The sequence below is a fragment of the Pseudomonas sp. SK genome (assembly GCF_012975065.1).
GTDB classification, from domain to species: domain Bacteria; phylum Pseudomonadota; class Gammaproteobacteria; order Pseudomonadales; family Pseudomonadaceae; genus Aquipseudomonas; species Aquipseudomonas anuradhapurensis.
Genome location: NZ_CP051857.1, coordinates 4,598,443 through 4,616,816 on the forward strand (window position 1 = coordinate 4,598,443; position 18,374 = coordinate 4,616,816).

The following is an 18,374-nucleotide window of genomic DNA, read 5'->3' on the forward strand; positions in this document are numbered from 1 at the left end:
AAATTCCATTAATCAGCCTGGCGACGCAGGAATGCCGGGATATCGAGGTAGTCCAGGTCATCCTGCGGGTTGAGTTTAGCCGCTGCAGCAGCGCCTGCATGGGCCTGGTTGCGCATTACGGTCGGGCGCTCCAGGTCACGGTAGTTGACTGCAGGCTGCTCCTGGCGAACCGGCGCTGGGTTGGACGCTTCATACGCCTGCTGGGCAGTCTGCAGGGTATTGTCGACCACTTTCACAGGTTTCTCGATGCGCGCGCCCAGGCCAGTGGCCACCACGGTCACGTGCAGCTCGTCACGCATGTCCGGATCGATCACGGTGCCGACCTTGACCATGGCGTGGTCGGAGGCGAAGGCTTCGATGATGCTACCCACGTCGGAGTACTCACCCAGCGACAGGTCCGGGCCGGCGGTGATGTTCACCAGGATGCCGCGGGCGCCCTGCAGGTTGACGTCTTCCAGCAGCGGGTTGCGGATGGCCGCCTCGGTCGCTTCACGCGCACGGTTCGGGCCGCTGGCGCAGCCGGTACCCATCATGGCCATGCCCATTTCACCCATCACGGTGCGCACGTCGGCGAAGTCGACGTTGATCATGCCCGGGCGCTTGATGATGTCGGAAATACCGCGCACCGCACCGGCGAGTACGTCGTCAGCCTTGGCGAAGGCGGACAGCAGGCTGGCATCCTTGCCCAGGATGGTCAGCAGCTTCTCGTTCGGGATGGTGATCAGCGAGTCGACGCTTTCGGCCAGCATGCGGATGCCTTCATCGGCGATCTGCATGCGCTTGCGGCCCTCGAACGGGAACGGACGGGTCACCACGGCAACGGTGAGAATGCCCATTTCCTTGGCCACTTCGGCGATGATCGGCGCAGCACCGGTACCGGTACCGCCGCCCATGCCAGTGGTGATGAACACCATGTTGGTGCCCTGCAGCACTTCAGCGATGCGCTCACGGTCTTCCAGCGCGGCCTGACGGCCGACTTCCGGGTTGGCACCGGCACCCAGGCCCTTGGTCACGCCAGTGCCCAATTGCAGGATGGTGCGCGCGCCGATGTTTTTCAGCGCCTGGGCATCGGTGTTGGCGCAGATGAATTCCACGCCTTCGATGCTGCTCTTGACCATGTGGTTGACGGCGTTGCCGCCACCACCGCCAACGCCGATCACCTTGATGACCGGACTTTGCGGGACGTTGTCTACGAGCTCGAACATTTTCCCTCTCCTTACAGTTCTCTAGTTGTCGCGCCTACCACTACTGCTTTGAAACTTAGAAGTTGCCCTGGACCCAGCGCTTGAAGCGTTCAAGCACCGGGGCCTTCGGTTCATCGCCATAGCTGTTGTTGCTGCTGTTACCGGTCAGGGGCAGGTCTTCGGTCTGCTTCTGCAGGCCGTAGGTGAGCAAGCCCACGCCGGTGGAATAGATCGGGTTGCGAACCACGTCGCTCAGCCCCCGAACGCTGTGCGGTACACCCAGGCGTACCGGCATGTGGAAGATTTCCTCGGCCAGTTCCACGGCGCCTTCCATCTTCGCGGTGCCACCGGTAAGGACGATGCCGGCCGGCACCAGGTCCTCGTAGCCGCTGCGGCGCAGCTCGGCCTGGATCAGGGTGAAGAGCTCGTCGTAACGCGGCTCCACCACTTCGGCCAGGGCCTGGCGCGACAGTTCGCGCGGTGGGCGGTCGCCCACGCTCGGCACCTTGATGGTCTCGCCGGCACCGGCCAGCTTGGCCAGCGCGCAGGCGTAGCGGATCTTGATTTCTTCGGCGTACTGGGTCGGCGTACGCAGGGCCATGGCGATGTCGTTGGTCACCTGGTCGCCGGCGATCGGGATCACCGCGGTGTGACGGATCGCGCCCTCGGTGAAGATGGCGATATCGGTGGTGCCGCCGCCGATGTCCACCAGGCACACGCCCAGTTCTTTCTCATCGTCGGTCAGTACCGAGTAGGCCGAGGCCAGCTGCTCGAGGATGATGTCGTCGATCTCCAGGCCGCAGCGGCGCACGCACTTCTCGATGTTCTGTGCCGCATTGACCGCGCAGGTAACCACGTGGACCTTGGCTTCCAGGCGTACGCCAGACATGCCCAGCGGCTCGCGCACGCCTTCCTGGTTGTCGATCACGTAGTCCTGCGGCAGGGTGTGCAGCACCCGCTGGTCGGCCGGGATGGCCACGGCCTGGGCGGCATCGAGCACGCGCTCCAGGTCGGCCAGGCTGACTTCGCGGTCGCGGATGGCGACGATGCCGTGGGAGTTCAGGCTGCGGATGTGGTTGCCGGCCACGCCGACGAACGCCGAGTGGATGCGGCAGCCGGCCATCAGCTGCGCTTCTTCGACAGCGCGCTGGATCGACTGCACGGTGGACTCGATGTTCACCACCACGCCTTTCTTCAGGCCGCGGGACGGATGGGTACCGATCCCGACGATTTCCAGGGTGCCGTCCTCGCCCACTTCACCCACCAGCGCCACCACCTTGGAGGTGCCGATGTCCAGCCCGACGATCATTTTGCCGCTATGCGCGTTTGCCATGGTCCTGCCTCTCTCTAATTCTTCGCAACGGCGGGTTGGGCCGTCGTCGGTGCAATCGGTTCCCGCCATCCAACGGCAAGTCCGTTGGCGTATCGCAGATCAATGCGGGCGATGTTGGTGATCTGCTCTTTAAGCGTCTTGTCGTAAATGGCAATGAAACGGCGCATCTTCTCCACCAGATGGTCGCGCCCCAGCAGCAGCTCGATACCCGGCCCGGCGCTGCTCGCACCGGTAGTCAGGAACCAGCTGCCTCGCTCGCGCAGCTCCAGGCGAGCGATGGAAAAGCCCAAGGGGCGCAGCATCTGGCTCAATACCTGATACTGCTGCATGACTTGTTGCTGCGCACGCTGCGGCCCGGCCAGCTGCGGCAGGTGCTCGTAGTTGGCCAGTTCGCGCGGGGTGAAGGCCTGGCCCTGGTTGTTGAGCAGAGCCTCGTCACCCCAGCGCGCTACCGGCAACTGTTCTTCCAGGTGGATCACCACCTCGTCGGGCCACACCCGGCGCACTTCGGCATGGGCGATCCACGGCATCTGCTCGAGCTCGGCACGCATCGCCGGCAGGTCGACACTGAAGAAGCTCGCCGCGACGTAGGGCGCAATGCGTTGCTGCACCGACTGCTGGCTGATGTAGCTGAGGTCGCCCTGCACGTCGATCTTGGTGATCGGCCGGTCGGCGTACGGCATCAGCCGAATGGCGCCTTCATAGGCAGCAAAACCGGCCGCCACCAGCACCACCGGCCACAGCAGGCGCTTGAGGCCGCCCAGGCTGGGCCGCGGCAGGCGCGCCGATACGGGCTCGTCGGCCACCAGCCGGCTGGCACCACGCGGCACCGGCTTGCTACGGCCGGTAACGGGTTGCTGCTGACGTATCATCGCGCCTTGCATGATGGTTAACCTCGCGTCGCCACGCTTTCGGCCAGGATCGCCAGCACCAGTTGCTGGAAGTCCAGGCCGGCCGCGCGGGCCGCCATGGGCACCAGGCTATGGTCGGTCATGCCGGGTGCGGTGTTGACTTCGAGCAGCCAGAACCGGCCTTGCTCGTCCTGCATCACGTCCAGCCGCCCCCAGCCTTCGATGCCGATGGCATCGCAGGCGCGTGCGGTCAGGTCGATCAGTTCCTGTTCCTTGACACTGTCCAGGCCGCACGGAATGCGGTACTGGGTATCGTTGGCGATGTACTTGGCGTCGTAGTCGTAGAACACGTGCGGCGTACCCAGGGCGATCGGCGGCAACACCTGGCCGCGCAATACCGCGACGGTGAACTCCGGGCCGTGGATCCATTGCTCGACCAGGACTTGCGAATCGTACTTGGCGGCATCTTTCCAGGCGGCGACCAGCTCTTCCACGCTGTTCACCTTGGCCATGCCGATACTCGAACCTTCATGGGCCGGTTTGACGATCAAGGGGAAGCCCAGTTCAGTGCCGGCGGCAACGCAATCGTGTTCGCTGCCCAGCACCGCGTGGCGCGGGGTTGGAATACCCAGGCTCTGCCACACCTGCTTGGTGCGCAACTTGTCCATGGCCAGCGCCGAGGCAAGGATGCCACTGCCGGTATAGGGGATGCCCAGGCACTCGAGCAGGCCTTGCATGCTGCCGTCTTCACCGCCACGGCCGTGGAGGATGATGAAGGCGCGGTCGATCTTCTCGCTTTGCAGGCGCTCGAGCAGGTCGTCACCCACGTCGATGGCGACCACGTCGACACCAGCGCTGGTCAGTGCGTCGATCACCGCGGCGCCGGACTTCAGCGACACTTCCCGTTCGGCACTCTTGCCGCCGTACAGCACCGCGACGCGGCCGAACGCCTTGACGTCCAGGGTCGAGTGCAGTTTTGCGTAGGCGCTGGTCATTTCGACTTCTCCTGCTTGGCGCCTGCGAACAGCGGGCTTTTCATCAATTGCGGGGCCAGCCCGCCGACATCACCGGCACCCTGGCAGATCAGGATGTCGCCAGCGCGCAGCAGTGGCTTGACCAGTGGCGCCAGCTCGACGCCACGTTCGATGTAGATCGGGTCCAGCTTGCCGCGCTGGCGGATGCTGTGGCACAGCTGGCGGCTGTCGGCACCGGGGATCGGCTCTTCGCCTGCCGGGTAGACTTCCATCAACAGCAGCACGTTGGCATCGCCCAGCACCTGGACGAAATCGTCGTACAGGTCGCGGGTGCGGCTGTAGCGGTGCGGCTGGTAGACGATCACCAGGCGGCGGCTTGGCCAGCCACCGCGCACGGCCTTGATCACTGCCGCCACTTCGGTCGGGTGGTGACCGTAGTCGTCGACCAGCATCACGCTGCCGCCTTCGACCGGCAGTTCGCCGTACACCTGGAAGCGCCGACCGACGCCCTGGAAGCCGGACAGGCCCTGGACGATGGCCTCGTCGCTGATGCCTTCGTCAGTGGCGATGGCGATGGTGGCCAAGGCATTGAGCACGTTGTGATTGCCAGGCATGTTCACCGACACTTCCAGCGGCTCGCGGTCACGCCGCAGCACGGTGAAATGGGTCTGCATGCCCTGCTGGCGCACATTGATGGCGCGCACGTCGGCTTCTTCGCTGAATCCGTAGGTCACGGTCGGGCGCTTGACCTGCGGCAGGATCTCGCGCACCACCGGGTCGTCCAGGCACATCACGGCCAGGCCGTAGAACGGCAGGTTGTGCAGGAACTCGACGAAGGTTTTCTTCAGCTTGTTGAAGTCACCTTCGTAGGTTGCCATGTGGTCGGCATCGATATTGGTGACCACGGCCACCATCGGCTGCAGGTGCAGGAAGCTGGCGTCGCTTTCGTCTGCTTCGGCGATCAGGTAGCGGCTGGTGCCCAGCTGGGCGTTGGTCCCGGCAGCCGTCAGGCGGCCACCGATGACGAAGGTCGGGTCGAGGCCGCCGGCGGCGAATACCGAGGCCAGCAGGCTGGTGGTGGTGGTCTTGCCGTGGGTACCGGCAACGGCCACGCCATGGCGGTAACGCATCAGTTCGGCGAGCATTTCGGCACGCGGTACCACCGGAATGCGCCGTTCCAGCGCAGTGGCGACTTCCGGGTTGGCCGGGTTGATCGCACTGGACACCACCAGTACATCGGCGGTGGCGGCGTTCTCGGCGCGGTGGCCGACGAAGATCTCGGCGCCGAACGACTCCAGGCGCTCGGTAACCGGCGAGGCTTTCAGGTCGGAACCGGACACTTCATAGCCCAGGTTCAGCAACACTTCGGCGATGCCACACATGCCCACGCCGCCGATACCGACGAAGTGAATACGGCGGATACGGCCCATTTTCGGCTGGGGCATGGCTTTCTGGCTCTCAACCATGGGCCACCTCCAGGCAGATATCGACCACGGTGCTGGTTGCAGCAGGTTTGGCCAGGCGCCGCGCGGTGCCTGCCATGACGTTGAGTTTCTCGGGTTGCATCAGCACCTCGTTCAGGCGTTCAGCGAGCTGCGCTGCGCCAGTTGTCGCTTGTGGCATGAGGAAGGCAGCACCTTCCCGGGCCAGATATTGGGCGTTGTGGGTCTGGTGGTCGTCGATGGCGTGGGGCAACGGCACCAGCATCGAAGGCAGGCCCGCTGCCGCCAGCTCGCTGACGGTCAGGGCACCGGCCCGGCACACCACCATGTCGGCCCAGCCATAGGCTTGGGCCATGTCCTTGATGAAGGGCTCTACCTGAGCCTCGACACCGGCCTCGCGGTAACGCTCGGCGGTAATCGGCGCATGTTGCTTGCCGGCCTGGTGGAACACCTCTGGCCGCAGCGCGGCGGGCACTTCGGACAGGGCCTTAGGCAACAATTTGTTCAATGGTTCCGCACCCAGGCTGCCGCCGAGCACCAACAGGCGGGCACGGCGTTCGGCCAGGGGCGCGCGTTGCGCGTCCATGAACAGCTCCGGGCGCACCGGGTTGCCGGTGGTGCGGCGTTTGTCGCTGGCCTCGAAGGTGTTCGGGAAAGCTTCGCAGACCCGCGCCGAGAGTGGCACCAGCAACCGATTGGCGGTACCGGCACGAGCGTTCTGCTCGTGGATCACCAGCGGCACGCCACACAGCCGCGCGGCCACGCCGCCAGGGCCGGTCACGTAGCCACCAAAGCCCAGCACGCACACCGGCTTGAGCTGGCGGATGATGCGCCGGGCCTGCAGCACGGCCTTGACCAGGGTGAACGGTGCCTTGAGCAATGACAGCTTGCCCTTGCCGCGCAGGCCGCTGACCTGGATCAGGTGCAACGGCAGGCCCGCCTGGGGCACCAGCTCGTTCTCGATGCCACGCGGGGTACCCAGCCAGTGCACGCTGTAACCGCGGGCCTGGAACTCACGGGCGCAGGCCAGCGCCGGGAACACGTGGCCACCGGTACCGCCGGCCATGATCAGTACGTTCTTGCCGTCAGCGGCCATGACTGGTCTCCTCGGCAAAATCGCTTTCGCTGAATTCGTGTTCCTCGCTGCCCAGGTGCGTGCGGCTTTCCCACTCGATGCGCAGCAACAGGCCGACGCAGGCACAGCAGATCACCAGCGAGCTACCGCCATAACTGAGGAATGGCAGGGTCAGGCCCTTGGTCGGCAGCAGGCCGACGTTCACCCCGATGTTGATCAGGAACTGGCCGATCCACAGGAACGCCAGCCCGAATGCGACATAGGCGGCAAAGAACTGCTTGGCTTTCTCGGCCCACAGGCCGATATACAAGGCCCGCACGGTGACGAACACGAACAGCGCGATGGTCAGCAGCGAACCGACCACGCCGAGCTCTTCGGCGAGGACCGAGAACACGAAGTCGGTGTGCGCTTCCGGCAGGTAGAACTGCTTCTGCACGCTGTTGCCCAGGCCAACGCCCAGCCATTCGCCACGGCCAAAGGCAATCAGCGCCTGGGTCAGCTGGTAGCCCGAGCCGAACTGATCGGACCACGGGTCGGTAAAGGTGATCAGGCGCGCCATGCGGTAAGGCTGGGCCTGTACCAGGACGAACACTGCCACCACCGCCAGCACCACCATCAGGCTGAAGCGGAACAGCCCGACACCGCCAAGGAACAACATGGCCGCCGCCGCGCCCATCATCACCACGGTGGCGCCGAAGTCCGGCTCCATCAGCAACAGGGCAGCCATGGGCAGCAGCACGATGAACGGCTTGAAGAAGCCCATCCAGGTTTCACGCACTTCGGTCTGCCGACGTACCAGGTAGCCGGCCAAGTACACGACCACGAACACCTTGGCAATTTCCGAGGGCTGCACATTGAAGAAGCTGAAGCCGATCCAGCGCATGGAACCGTTCACTTCACGACCGATACCCGGTACCAGCACCAGCACCAGCAAACCGAAGGCGCCCAGCAGCATCATGAAGCCCATGCGCTGCCAGGTGGCGATCGGCACCATCATGGTCGCGCCACAGGCCACCAGGCCGAGGAACACGTACACCAGGTGGCGGAACATGTGGTAAAGCGGGTTGCCCGACTGCACCGCCGCCACTTCCGAGGAGGCCGAGGTGATCATCACCAGGCCCAGGCCCAGCAGTGCCAGGCAGCCGGCCAGCATCGGGAAGTCCAGGTCGATGCCCCGGCCGCTGATCAGCGGCGACGGGTACGGCTTGAGAATGCCGAAGATCATGCAAGACCTCCTGCCGCCTGGGCGAACAGGCGCCCGCGTTCTTCGAAGTTGCGGAACATGTCGAGGCTGGCGCACGCCGGCGACAGCAGCACGGCATCACCCGCCTGGGCCAGGTCGGCGCATTGCTGTACGGCATCGTCGAGGGTCTTGACCCGCAGCAGCGGCACGCCATCGCCGAGGGCTTCGGCCAGGCGCTCGGCGTCACGGCCAAGCAGCACCACGGCGCGGCAGAAGCGCTGGACCGGCGCGCGCAGCGCGGCGAAATCGGCGCCCTTGCCATCACCACCGGCAATCAGCACCAGCTTGCCTTGGATATCGGCCCCCAGGCCTTCGATGGCAGCCAGGGCGGCGCCGACGTTGGTGGCCTTGGAATCGTCGTACCAGTTCACCCCGTTGCGCTCGCGGACCCACTGGCAACGGTGGGCCAGGCCGGTGAACTCGCGCAAGGCTTCGAGCATGGGCTCGAACGGCAGGCCGGCAGCGTGCCCCAGGGCCAGGGCGGCCAGCGCGTTGCTCTGGTTGTGGGCGCCACGAATCTTCAGCTCGCGCACCGGCATCAGCAGCTGGAACTCGAACGCCAGGTATTTCTCGCCGTCGACTTCACGCAGGCCGAAGGCCTTGAAGTCCGGCTGGTTGAGGCCGAAAGTCCAGCATGGGCGGCCTTCCACCGGCAGCGGTCGGCTCAGCGCGTCCTGGCGATTGACCACGACCTGGCGTGCCCCACGGAAGATCCGGTGCTTGGCCAGGTGGTAGGCCGGCAGGCCGCTGTAGCGGTCCATGTGGTCTTCGCTGATGTTCAGCACGGTCGCCACTTCAGCGTTGAGCTGGTCGGTGGTTTCCAGCTGGAAGCTGGACAGTTCGAGCACGTACAACTCGACCTCGTCGCCCAGCAGGTCCAGCGCCGGGGTACCCAGGTTGCCACCGACCGCGACACGCTTGCCGGCCTTGGCCGCCATGTCGCCGACCAGGGTAGTCACGGTGCTCTTGGCATTGGAGCCACTGATGGCAATGATCGGCGCCTTGGCATGGCGGGCGAACAACTCGATGTCGCCGGACAGCTTCACGCCACGCGCTGCCGCCTGCTGCAGGGCCGGGGTGGCCAGGGCCAGGCCGGGGCTCACGTACAGCTCGCTGGCACGGCACAGGAAGTCCACGTCCAGTTCACCACAGCGCACTTCCACCTGCGGGTAATCACGGCGCAGGGTGTCCAGTTCCGGCGGTTGCTCGCGGGTGTCGGCGACCGCAAAGGCAATGCCCCGGCTCGCCAGGAAGCGAACCAGGGACATGCCGCTCTTGCCGAGGCCGACAACGATGCGGAATTGGTCGGAAGCGATCAAAGACACGCTCATCTACCTCAGTTTCAGGGTTGCCAGGCCGATCAGCACCAGGATCACGGTGATGATCCAGAAGCGGACGATCACCCGTGGCTCTGGCCAGCCCTTGAGTTCAAAGTGGTGGTGGATCGGTGCCATGCGGAACACGCGTTTGCCGGTCAACTTGAAGGAGGCGACCTGGATCACCACCGACAGGGTTTCCATGACGAACACGCCCCCCATGATGAACAGCACGATTTCCTGGCGCACGATCACCGCGATGGTGCCCAGCGCAGCGCCCAGCGCCAGTGCGCCGACATCGCCCATGAACACCTGCGCCGGGTAGGTGTTGAACCACAGGAAGCCCAGGCCGGCACCGATCAGGGCGCCGCAGAACACGATGAGTTCGCCGGACCCTGGCACGTAGGGGATCAGCAGGTATTCGGCGAACTTCACGTTACCCGACAGGTAGCAGAAGATGCCCAGGGCACCGCCGACCATCACCGTCGGCATGATCGCCAGGCCATCGAGGCCGTCGGTGAGGTTGACCGCGTTGCTCGAGCCGACGATGACGAAGTAGGTCAGCACGACGAAACCGATGCCCAGCGGGATGGTGACATCCTTGACGAACGGCAGGATCAGCGTGGTCTCGACGCTGGTCGGCGCGGTCTGGTACAGGAACACCGCTGCAGCCAGGCCAAACACCGACTGCCAGAAGTACTTCCAGCGGCTCGGCAGGCCCCGCGAGTTCTTCTCGATGACCTTGCGGTAGTCGTCGACCCAGCCGATTGCTCCGAACGCCAGGGTCACGGTCAGCACCACCCACACGTAGCGGTTGGTCAGGTCGGCCCACAGCAGGGTGCTGACGGCAATGGCAGACAGGATCAGCGCGCCACCCATGGTCGGGGTGCCGGACTTGGACAGGTGCGATTGCGGGCCGTCGTTACGTACGGCCTGGCCGATCTGGCGGATTTGCAGGGTACGGATCATCCACGGCCCCAGCCACAGCGCCAGCGACAACGCGGTCAGTACACCGAGGATCCCGCGCAGGGACAGGTACTGGAAGACCGCGAAGCCTTTGTGGAACTGTTGCAGATACTCGGCCAACAGCAGCAGCATTAATGTTTCTCCCCGCTGGCACCGCACAAAGCCGCCACGACGTTTTCCATCGCAGCGCTGCGCGAGCCCTTGATCAAGATAGTGGTGTCGCTGGCGTTTTCGGCGCGAACCGCGTCGATCAGCTCAGCTTGTGTAGCGAAATGGCGACCATTGGCGCCGAATGCCCGTACCGCGTGCGCCATGTTGGCGCCTACGGCATACAGGGCGTCGACCTTGCCACATGCGTAGGCGCCCACCTGACGGTGGCCTTCTTCCGCCCATTGCCCCAGTTCGCCGATATCCCCAAGCACCAGGACGGTGCGCCCGGAAAAGCCGGCGAGTATATCAATGGCCGCGCATATGGAGGTGGGATTTGCGTTGTAACTGTCATCGATCACGCGCACGCCATTCGCCGCGAGCTGCGCCACGGTGCGGCCCTTGACCGGCTGCACCGCGGCCAGGCCGGCGGCGATACCGTCCAGGCTCAGACCGACGGCATGCGCGGCAGCGGCAGCAGCCAGGGCGTTGCTGACGTTATGGGTACCCAGCAGGTTCAGCTGCACCGGCACGCTGCCGTCAGGCCCGTGCAAGGTGAACGAAGGGCAGCCACGGGCATCACGGCCGATGCCACTGGCGTGGAAGTCGGCCTCCGGGTTGTCCAGGGCAAAGCTGATAACGCGGTGGTCACCGGCGCGCTTGCGCCAGATCCCGAACGCCTTGTCGGCCAGGTTGAGGATGGCCGTGCCACCCTTGCCCAGGCCCTCGAGAATTTCGCCCTTGGCCTCGACGATCTTCTCCGGGCCACCGAACTCGCCAACGTGGGCGGTACCGGCGTTGTTGATAATGACCACCTGCGGTCGGGTCAGGCCGACGGTGTAGCGGATCTCGCCAATGCGCGAGGCGCCCAGTTCGATCACGGCGGCGCTGTGCTCCGGGGCGATTTCCAGCAAGGTCAGCGGTGCGCCGAGGTCGTTGTTCAGGTTGCCGCGGGTGGCGTGCACCAGGCCACGGGTACGCAGGATGCTGGCCAGCATCTCCTTGACCGTGGTCTTGCCGCTGGAGCCGGTAATGGCCACCACCGGCTTGTCGAAAGCTGCACGGTTCAGCGCGCCAAGCTGGCCGAGGGCCAGGCGGCAGTCGGCCACCCGCAGCTGGGGCAGGTCGACGTCGGGCACTTCGCGCTCGACCAGCGCCGCGACAGCGCCCTTGGCCTTCACATCGGCCAGGTAGTCATGGCCATCGAAACGCGGGCCGGCCAGGGCGACGAACAGTTGCCCGGCAGTAACACTACGGCTGTCGATACTGACCCCGGTGAACGTGGCGTCTGCGCCCAATTGCTGACCACCCAGTGCTGTGGTCAGCTGGCTGAGTGACATCGGCTTAAGCATGTGGCGCCTCCCAGGCTGCAAGTGCCTTCTCGGCTTCGATCAGGTCGGAGAAGTCATGGCGCTGGCCATTGATCTCCTGGTAATCCTCGTGCCCCTTGCCTGCCAGGACGACCACGTCGTCGGCAGCGGCGCTGGCGATCAGGTGCGCAATGGCATTGCCGCGACCGGCGACGAACTCGACCTTGGCAGGCTTGGCGAAACCGGGGCGAATGTCGTCGAAGATGCGCAGCGGGTCTTCGCTACGTGGGTTGTCGTCGGTGACCAGCACGCGGTCGGCCAGGCGCTCGGCCACCTCGGCCATCAGCGGGCGCTTGCCACGATCACGATCACCGCCGCAGCCGAACAGGCACAGCAGCTTGCCGTGCGCGTGCGGGCGCAGGGCTTCGAGCACCTTCTCCAGGGCGTCCGGGGTGTGTGCGTAATCCACCACTACCAGCGGCTTGTCGCCGCCCCCCAGGCGCTGCATGCGGCCCACCGGCCCCTGCAGTTGCGGGGTGACTTCGAGAATCTCGTCCAGCGCATAGTCCAGCGCCAGCAACGTGGCCACGGCGGCGAGCATGTTGCTGAGGTTGAAGCGGCCCAGCAGCTGGCTGCGCAGGGTACGCTCACCCTGGGCAGTGACCAGCGTGGCCCGCACGCCATCATCGTTGAACAGCGCTTCCCGGCAGAACAGCGAGGCGTCCGGGTTTTCCAGGCTGTAGCTGAGCAGCCGGGTCTCGACATGGTCGAAGCTCGGGCGGCGGGCGAAGTCGTCGGCCAGGCGACGGCCGAAGGCATCGTCCAGGTTAACCACCTGGCAGCGCAGGCTTGGCCAGGCGAACAACTTGGCCTTGGCGGCCTCGTAGGCCTCCATGCTGCCGTGATAGTCCAGGTGGTCGCGAGACAGGTTGGTCATGACCGCGATGTCGAACTCCAGCGCGGCGACGCGGCCCTGTTCCAGGGCGTGGGAGGAAACCTCCATGGCCACGGCCTTGGCACCGGCCTTTTTCAGGTCGTTTAGCGTCGACTGCACGGCGATCGGGTCCGGCGTGGTCAGGCGACCGCTCTGCAGCTCACCGTAGAAGCCGGTACCCAGGGTGCCAATCAGGCCGCAGCGCTGGCCGAGCGCGTCCAGGGCCTGGGCCACCAGCTGGGTGACGCTGGTCTTGCCGTTGGTGCCGGTGACGCCGACCAGGTCGAGCTGACGGCTCGGTTCGCCATAGAATCGGCCAGCGATATCCGACAACTGGGCGACCAGGCCTTTGACCGGGATCAGCGGCACCTCGGTCAGCGGCAGCACGTTGGCCCCCTGCTCTTCGTAGGCAACGGCGGCAGCGCCCCGGGCCAGGGCATCGGCAATATGCGCGCGGCCATCGACCTTGGCGCCCGGCACGGCCAGGAACAGGTCACCCGGGCGCACGTTGCGGCTGTCCAGGCTCAGTTCACGGATCAGCGGGTCACGGCTGGCGTGGGCGAAAAGCTTGCTCAATGGCATTGTCATCATCCACGCCCTCCCTTGGCGGCTGCTGCGGCATTGACTTGCGATTGTTCGACGGGGGCTGGTGGCGGCAGGTTGTCCGGCGGCACGTTCATCAGGCGCAGGGTGCCGGACATGACCTTGCTGAACACCGGTGCCGAAACCAGGCCACCGAAGTAGCCGCCCTTGCCCGGTTCGTCGATGACCACGACGATGGCGTAGCGCGGGTCGCTCATCGGCCCGAAGCCGGCGAACAGCGAGCGGTAGGCGTTCTCGGTGTAGCCCTTGGAACCCACGGTGGCCTTGCGCGCGGTACCGGACTTGCCGGCCACGTGATAGAACGGCACCTGCGCGCGGAATACGCCGCGTGGCGCTTCGATCACCTGCTGCAGCATGCCCTGGATGGTTTCGGCGGTTTCCTTCGGTATGGCCTGCACCGCTTCCGGTGCCTTGTCGACCTTGAGGATCGACAGCGGCACCATCTTGCCGTCGTTGGCCAGCGCCGCGTAGGCGTGCACCAACTGCAGGGCGGTGACCGACACGCCATAGCCATAGGACAAGGTCGCAGTCTCGGCCTTGCGCCATTCGCGGTGGTTGGGCAGGTTGCCGACCCGTTCACCCGGGAAGCCAAGGCCGGTGTACTGGCCCAGGCCGACCTGGGACATGACCCGGTAGATGGCCTCGCCGCCGATATCGAAGGCGATCTTGCTCATGCCGACGTTACTGGAGTTGATCAGGATGCCGGTCAGGTCGAGGATCGGCCCCTCGCTCTTGGACACGTCCTTGATGGTGTAGCGACCGATCTGCAGGCTACCCGGGTACACCTCGACCTTGTCGGTCGGTTTCCAGCGGCCACTCTGCAGTGCCGCGCTCATGGAAATCGGCTTGACCGTGGAGCCCGGCTCGAACACGTCGATGATCGCCCGGTTACGCATGGCCGCGGGGAACATGCTGCGGCGGTTGTTGGGGTTGTAGGTCGGCTGGTTGACCATGGCCAGGACTTCACCGGTCTTGACGTCCATGATCACCAGGCTGCCGGCCTTGGCGTCCTGTTCGGCAATGGCGTTGCGCAGTTCCCGGGTGGCCAGGTACTGCAGGCGCAGGTCTATCGACAACGCCAAGGTCTTGCCGGCCTTGGCGTTCTTGGTGACCTGGATGTCCTTGATCAGCCGGCCGCGCCGGTCCTTGATCACCTGCCGCTTGCCGGGCACGCCGGCCAGCCACTCGTCATAGGCCAGCTCCACCCCTTCGCGGCCGTGGTCGTCGAGGTCGGTGAAGCCGACCATGTGCGCGGTGACATCACCGGCCGGGTAGAAGCGGCGGAATTCTTCCAGGCCATATACACCGGGGACTTTCAGGTCGAGCACGTGCTGGCCCTGCTCCGGGGTCAGGCCACGGACCAGGTAGATGAACTCTTTGTTCGCCTGCTGGGTCAGGCGCTCGATCAGCTGCTGCGGGTTCTGCCCCAGTGCTGCGGCCAGCTGCGGCCAGCGGTCCTTGGACGCCTGCATTTCCTTGGGGTTGGCCCACAGGGTAGTGACCGGGGTACTGACCGCCAGCGGTTCGCCATTGCGGTCAGTGATCAGGCCGCGGTGTGCCGGGATAGGGATGTGCCGCAGGCTGCGCGCATCGCCCTGCCCCTTGAGGAAGTCCCGGTCGACCACCTGCAGGTCGATGATGCGCCAGCAGATGGCACCGACCATGATCGCCAGCAAGGCGATCACCACGCGGAAGCGCCAGGGGTACAGTGCGCCTTCGAGCTTCATCATGGCGCCACCATCCGTACTTCGTCAGCGGAGGGCACACGCATTTTCAGCTGCTCGGAAGCCAGGCTTTCGATACGACTGGCAGCCGTCCAGGTGCTTTGCTCGAGGATCAGCCGGCCCCACTCGGCCTGGGCCTTGTCGCGCTCGTTCAATTCGCCATACAGGGTGTTGAGCAACTGGCGGTTCCAGTGCGCGCTGTAGGACACGGCGATCGCCGAAACCAGCACGGCAACGAACAGCAGAAGCATCAGGAAGCTTCCGCCTGGCAAAGGTTTGGCAAACAACCTGCTCACCGCAGCTTCTCCGCGACCCGCATCACGGCGCTGCGCGCCCGCGGGTTGGCCTTGAGCTCGGCGTCGGAGGCGAACTGGGCCTTGCCGACAAGCTTGATTTTCGGCTCGAAGGCCTTGTGCTGCACCGGCAGGTTGCGCGGCAGGTTGTCTGCCTCGCCCTTGGCCAGCTTGCGCATGAACAGTTTGACGATACGGTCTTCCAGCGAGTGGAAACTGATCACCGCCAGGCGACCGCCCACCTCCAGCGCGTCGATCGCGGCCTCGAGGCCTGTTTCGAGGTCACCGAGTTCGTTATTGACATGGATGCGCAAGCCCTGGAAGGCACGGGTCGCCGGGTTCTTGCCCTTCTCCCAGGCCGGGTTGGCCACCTTCAGCACTTCGGCAAGGTCGCCGGTGCGGGTGAACGGCTGCTGTTCGCGGCGCAGCACCACGGCGCGAGCCATGCGCTTGGCGAAACGCTCTTCGCCGTATTCCTTGAATACCCGGGCGATTTCTTCTTCGGGCGCGGTGGCGATGAATTCGGCGGCGCTGATGCCCTGGTCCGGGTTCATGCGCATGTCCAGCGGGCCATCATTGAGGAAGCTGAAGCCCCGCTGCGGGTCATCCAGCTGCGGCGAGGACACGCCCAGGTCCAGCAACACGCCGCTGACCTTGCCATGCAGGCCGCGCTCGGCCACTTCCGCGCCCAGCTCGGCAAAGCTGCGCTGCACAATGACAAAGCGGCCGTCTTCGGCCGCCAGCGCTTGCCCGGTGGCAATCGCCTGTGGATCCTTGTCGAACCCCAGCAGCCGCCCTTGCGGCCCGAGCTTGCTGAGAATCAGCCGGCTGTGTCCGCCACGGCCGAAGGTGCCGTCCAGATAGCAACCGTCGGCGCGCAGGGCCAATGCCTCGACAGCCTCGTCGAGCAGGACGGTAATGTGGTTGAAGCCGCTATCTATGGTCACAGGATCAGGTCACGCAATTCGTCGGGCATGGCACCCGGTTGTTGAATAGCTGCGAGGTCGGCTGCCGAAACCGCGTTCCAGGCATCTTCATCCCACAGCTGGAATTTGTTCAGTTGCCCCACCAGCATCGCCTTCTTGTCGAGCTTGGCGTACTCACGCAAACGGGGCGGCACCAGGAAACGCCCGCTGCCATCGAGCTCCAGGTCAACCGCATTGCCGATCAGCAAGCGCTGCAGACGGCGGTTTTCCTCACGCAACGATGGCAAGGCACGCAACTTGGCTTCTATCTGTTCCCACTCATCGAGGGGATAAACACACAAGCAGGGGTCAACGGCGTCGATGGTCACGATCAGCTGACCATTGCAACGCGAATCGAGCTCGTCACGGTACCGGCTCGGCATGGCGAGACGTCCCTTGGCATCGAGGCTGACGGCGTTGGCTCCGCGGAACACGGCTGCGATTCCCCACAATGTTATCTTTTTTGTGCCAGAAAACCCACTTCATCCCACTTTCTGCCACTTGCGCACACTATAGGAATCCGCCCGCAGCACCGTCAAGGCACGTTCGGAAGGAAAAGCCTTACAGGACCGAGATTTAGCGCATTAAAGGAAGGGGGAAGGACTGCCGAGGAGAAAAAAACACAAGAAAAATCAAACCCACACAAGCCAGTGGAGTTCGAAGTTAAAGTGATTTATGAAGAGTAAGATCTTTTCGGTATTACCAGAGAGCATCTGCTATCGAATCAAGCAGGGAAGGAAGGTGGAGAGTCGATCTGTAAGCCGGGTTTTGTCGAGGACAGTCATTCCTCTACGACGGCCATCACTGGACGCCTCTAGCAACCTACCCGGTTCCGACGCGGGCCACGCCTGATGGAACCCTATTTGGTCTTGCTCCGAGTGGGGTTTACCTAGCCACGCACTGTTGCCAGCCGTGCGGTGCGCTCTTACCGCACCTTTTCACCCTTACCGGCACCGAAGTGCTTAGGCGGTTATTTTCTGTGGCACTTTCCGTAGGCTCGCGCCTCCCAGGCGTTACCTGGCACTCTGCCCTATGGAGCCCGGACTTTCCTCCCCCTGTCCTTGTGGAACAAAAACAGGCAGCGACTGTCCGATCGACTCTCCGCCGTCAAGATTAACGGCAGGCGCGCCCAAGAACAAGCAATACCGGCATTTATATCAATGTGCCACTACTCGGCCTTCTGCTTTTCCAGGGCAAATTGATACAGCAGGTTCTTGCGCACCCCGGTGATTTCCGCAGCCAGCGCCGCCGCCCGCTTGAGCGGCAACTCGGCCAGCAGCAGCCCGAGCACCCGCTGCGCCTCGGCACTGATCGCCTGCTCGCCCTCGGGCGCACTCCAGCCACCGACCAACACCACGCATTCGCCGCGCTGCTGGTTGCTGTCGCCGGCCACGAAGGCGCGCAGCTCAGCCAGGGGCAAGCCCTTGAGCGTCTCGAAGGTCTTGGTCAGCTCGCGCGCCAACAACGCCGGGCGCTCGCCGCCGAATACCGCCTCCATGTCCTCGAGGCATTCCAGGATGCGGTGCGGTGCCTCATAGAAGATCAACGTGCGCGGCTCTTCCTTTACCTGCTCCAGGCGCGCCCGCCGCCCCGCCGCCTTGGCCGGCAGAAAGCCTTCGAAGATGAAGCGGTCCGACGGCAGGCCGGCCGCCGACAAGGCGGCGATCAGGGCGCAGGCACCCGGCACCGGTACCACGTTGACCCCCGCCGCGCGCGCCTGGCGCACCAGGTGATAGCCCGGATCGGAGATCAGCGGCGTACCCGCGTCGGACACCAGCGCCACATCCTCGCCGGCCAGCAGCTTGGCAAGGAAACGCCCGCCCTCGTCACGCTCGTTGTGTTCATGACAGGCCGCCAGCGGCGTGTCGATGCCAAAGTGCTGCAGCAGGCGGACCGAATGACGGGTATCTTCGGCCGCGATCAGGGCCACGTCCGCCAGCACTTTCAGCGCCCGGGCGCTCATGTCGTCGAGGTTGCCGATCGGGGTGGCGACCACATACAGCGTCCCCACGGT

At 64.8% G+C, this 18,374-nt stretch carries 16 protein-coding genes and 1 other RNA gene; all 17 read right to left on the reverse strand.

Translation table 11 applies throughout. The features are described 5' to 3' along the window. Positions 1-8: 8 nt before the first annotated feature. Positions 9-1,205 (reverse strand): cell division protein FtsZ, encoded by a 1,197-nt coding sequence (ftsZ, locus tag HG549_RS21015; protein ID WP_003251871.1) that lies wholly within the window; start codon positions 1,203-1,205, stop codon positions 9-11. Between the two features lie 55 nt (positions 1,206-1,260). Then, positions 1,261-2,517 (reverse strand): cell division protein FtsA, encoded by a 1,257-nt coding sequence (gene ftsA, locus HG549_RS21020; protein WP_015271706.1) that lies wholly within the window; start codon positions 2,515-2,517, stop codon positions 1,261-1,263. A 14-nt stretch (positions 2,518-2,531) separates the two neighbouring features. Beyond that, on the reverse strand, positions 2,532-3,401 hold the full coding sequence (locus HG549_RS21025) for a cell division protein FtsQ/DivIB (RefSeq protein ID WP_170032412.1): 870 nt from the start codon (positions 3,399-3,401) through the stop codon (positions 2,532-2,534). 5 nt (positions 3,402-3,406) lie between these two features. Beyond that, on the reverse strand, positions 3,407-4,363 hold the full coding sequence (locus HG549_RS21030) for a D-alanine--D-alanine ligase (RefSeq protein ID WP_170032414.1): 957 nt from the start codon (positions 4,361-4,363) through the stop codon (positions 3,407-3,409). After that, positions 4,360-5,808, reverse strand: coding sequence for a UDP-N-acetylmuramate--L-alanine ligase (murC, locus tag HG549_RS21035; RefSeq protein ID WP_056801830.1), 1,449 nt, complete (start codon positions 5,806-5,808; stop codon positions 4,360-4,362). Before murC ends, HG549_RS21030 begins: the two co-directional genes overlap by 4 nt. Further along, positions 5,801-6,880, reverse strand: a complete 1,080-nt coding sequence (gene murG, locus HG549_RS21040) for an undecaprenyldiphospho-muramoylpentapeptide beta-N-acetylglucosaminyltransferase (RefSeq protein WP_170032416.1) — start codon at positions 6,878-6,880, stop codon at positions 5,801-5,803. The genes murC and murG overlap by 8 nt, the downstream gene beginning before the upstream one ends. Next, complete coding sequence (ftsW, locus tag HG549_RS21045; protein ID WP_372241534.1) at positions 6,870-8,084, reverse strand: putative lipid II flippase FtsW; 1,215 nt, start codon at positions 8,082-8,084, stop codon at positions 6,870-6,872. Before ftsW ends, murG begins: the two co-directional genes overlap by 11 nt. Next, positions 8,081-9,427, reverse strand: coding sequence for a UDP-N-acetylmuramoyl-L-alanine--D-glutamate ligase (gene murD, locus HG549_RS21050; RefSeq protein WP_170032418.1), 1,347 nt, complete (start codon positions 9,425-9,427; stop codon positions 8,081-8,083). The genes ftsW and murD overlap by 4 nt, the downstream gene beginning before the upstream one ends. 6 nt (positions 9,428-9,433) lie before the next feature. Further along, positions 9,434-10,516, reverse strand: a complete 1,083-nt coding sequence (gene mraY / locus HG549_RS21055; RefSeq protein ID WP_170032420.1) for a phospho-N-acetylmuramoyl-pentapeptide-transferase — start codon at positions 10,514-10,516, stop codon at positions 9,434-9,436. Then, a complete protein-coding gene (murF, locus tag HG549_RS21060) occupies positions 10,516-11,883 on the reverse strand; it encodes a UDP-N-acetylmuramoyl-tripeptide--D-alanyl-D-alanine ligase (RefSeq protein ID WP_170032422.1) in 1,368 nt (455 codons plus the stop codon). Before murF ends, mraY begins: the two co-directional genes overlap by 1 nt. Continuing rightward, complete coding sequence (locus HG549_RS21065; RefSeq protein WP_170034275.1) at positions 11,876-13,363, reverse strand: UDP-N-acetylmuramoyl-L-alanyl-D-glutamate--2,6-diaminopimelate ligase; 1,488 nt, start codon at positions 13,361-13,363, stop codon at positions 11,876-11,878. The genes murF and HG549_RS21065 overlap by 8 nt, the downstream gene beginning before the upstream one ends. Then, positions 13,363-15,105: a penicillin-binding protein 2 gene (locus HG549_RS21070; protein ID WP_170034277.1), complete on the reverse strand. Its 1,743-nt coding sequence runs from the start codon at positions 15,103-15,105 to the stop codon at positions 13,363-13,365. The genes HG549_RS21065 and HG549_RS21070 overlap by 1 nt, the downstream gene beginning before the upstream one ends. Beyond that, positions 15,105-15,398 (reverse strand): cell division protein FtsL, encoded by a 294-nt coding sequence (gene ftsL, locus HG549_RS21075; protein WP_056801817.1) that lies wholly within the window; start codon positions 15,396-15,398, stop codon positions 15,105-15,107. Before ftsL ends, HG549_RS21070 begins: the two co-directional genes overlap by 1 nt. Continuing rightward, positions 15,395-16,342 (reverse strand): 16S rRNA (cytosine(1402)-N(4))-methyltransferase RsmH, encoded by a 948-nt coding sequence (rsmH, locus tag HG549_RS21080; protein WP_372241535.1) that lies wholly within the window; start codon positions 16,340-16,342, stop codon positions 15,395-15,397. The genes ftsL and rsmH overlap by 4 nt, the downstream gene beginning before the upstream one ends. After that, positions 16,339-16,794: a division/cell wall cluster transcriptional repressor MraZ gene (mraZ, locus tag HG549_RS21085; RefSeq protein WP_004575120.1), complete on the reverse strand. Its 456-nt coding sequence runs from the start codon at positions 16,792-16,794 to the stop codon at positions 16,339-16,341. Before mraZ ends, rsmH begins: the two co-directional genes overlap by 4 nt. A gap of 307 nt (positions 16,795-17,101) precedes the next feature. Further along, positions 17,102-17,461, reverse strand: an RNA gene (rnpB, locus tag HG549_RS21090) — RNase P RNA component class A. A gap of 67 nt (positions 17,462-17,528) precedes the next feature. Beyond that, positions 17,529-18,323, reverse strand: coding sequence for a 16S rRNA (cytidine(1402)-2'-O)-methyltransferase (gene rsmI, locus HG549_RS21095; protein ID WP_234454629.1), 795 nt, complete (start codon positions 18,321-18,323; stop codon positions 17,529-17,531). Positions 18,324-18,374: the final 51 nt, after the last annotated feature.

What these genes read in the sequence shown, in the direction of transcription:
- murF (WP_170032422.1), bottom strand. Translation starts at nt 11,883, where the DNA reads ATGCTTAAGCCGATGTCACTCAGCCAGCTGACCACAGCACTGGGTGGT.
- HG549_RS21065 (WP_170034275.1), bottom strand. Translation starts at nt 13,363, where the DNA reads ATGACAATGCCATTGAGCAAGCTTTTCGCCCACGCCAGCCGTGACCCG.
- rsmI (WP_234454629.1), bottom strand. Translation starts at nt 18,323, where the DNA reads ATGAGCGCCCGGGCGCTGAAAGTGCTGGCGGACGTGGCCCTGATCGCG.
- HG549_RS21070 (WP_170034277.1), bottom strand. Translation starts at nt 15,105, where the DNA reads ATGAAGCTCGAAGGCGCACTGTACCCCTGGCGCTTCCGCGTGGTGATC.
- HG549_RS21025 (WP_170032412.1), bottom strand. Translation starts at nt 3,401, where the DNA reads ATGCAAGGCGCGATGATACGTCAGCAGCAACCCGTTACCGGCCGTAGC.
- ftsW (WP_372241534.1), bottom strand. Translation starts at nt 8,084, where the DNA reads ATGATCTTCGGCATTCTCAAGCCGTACCCGTCGCCGCTGATCAGCGGC.
- HG549_RS21030 (WP_170032414.1), bottom strand. Translation starts at nt 4,363, where the DNA reads ATGACCAGCGCCTACGCAAAACTGCACTCGACCCTGGACGTCAAGGCG.
- ftsA (WP_015271706.1), bottom strand. Translation starts at nt 2,517, where the DNA reads ATGGCAAACGCGCATAGCGGCAAAATGATCGTCGGGCTGGACATCGGC.
- murG (WP_170032416.1), bottom strand. Translation starts at nt 6,880, where the DNA reads ATGGCCGCTGACGGCAAGAACGTACTGATCATGGCCGGCGGTACCGGT.
- ftsZ (WP_003251871.1), bottom strand. Translation starts at nt 1,205, where the DNA reads ATGTTCGAGCTCGTAGACAACGTCCCGCAAAGTCCGGTCATCAAGGTG.
- murC (WP_056801830.1), bottom strand. Translation starts at nt 5,808, where the DNA reads ATGGTTGAGAGCCAGAAAGCCATGCCCCAGCCGAAAATGGGCCGTATC.
- mraY (WP_170032420.1), bottom strand. Translation starts at nt 10,516, where the DNA reads ATGCTGCTGCTGTTGGCCGAGTATCTGCAACAGTTCCACAAAGGCTTC.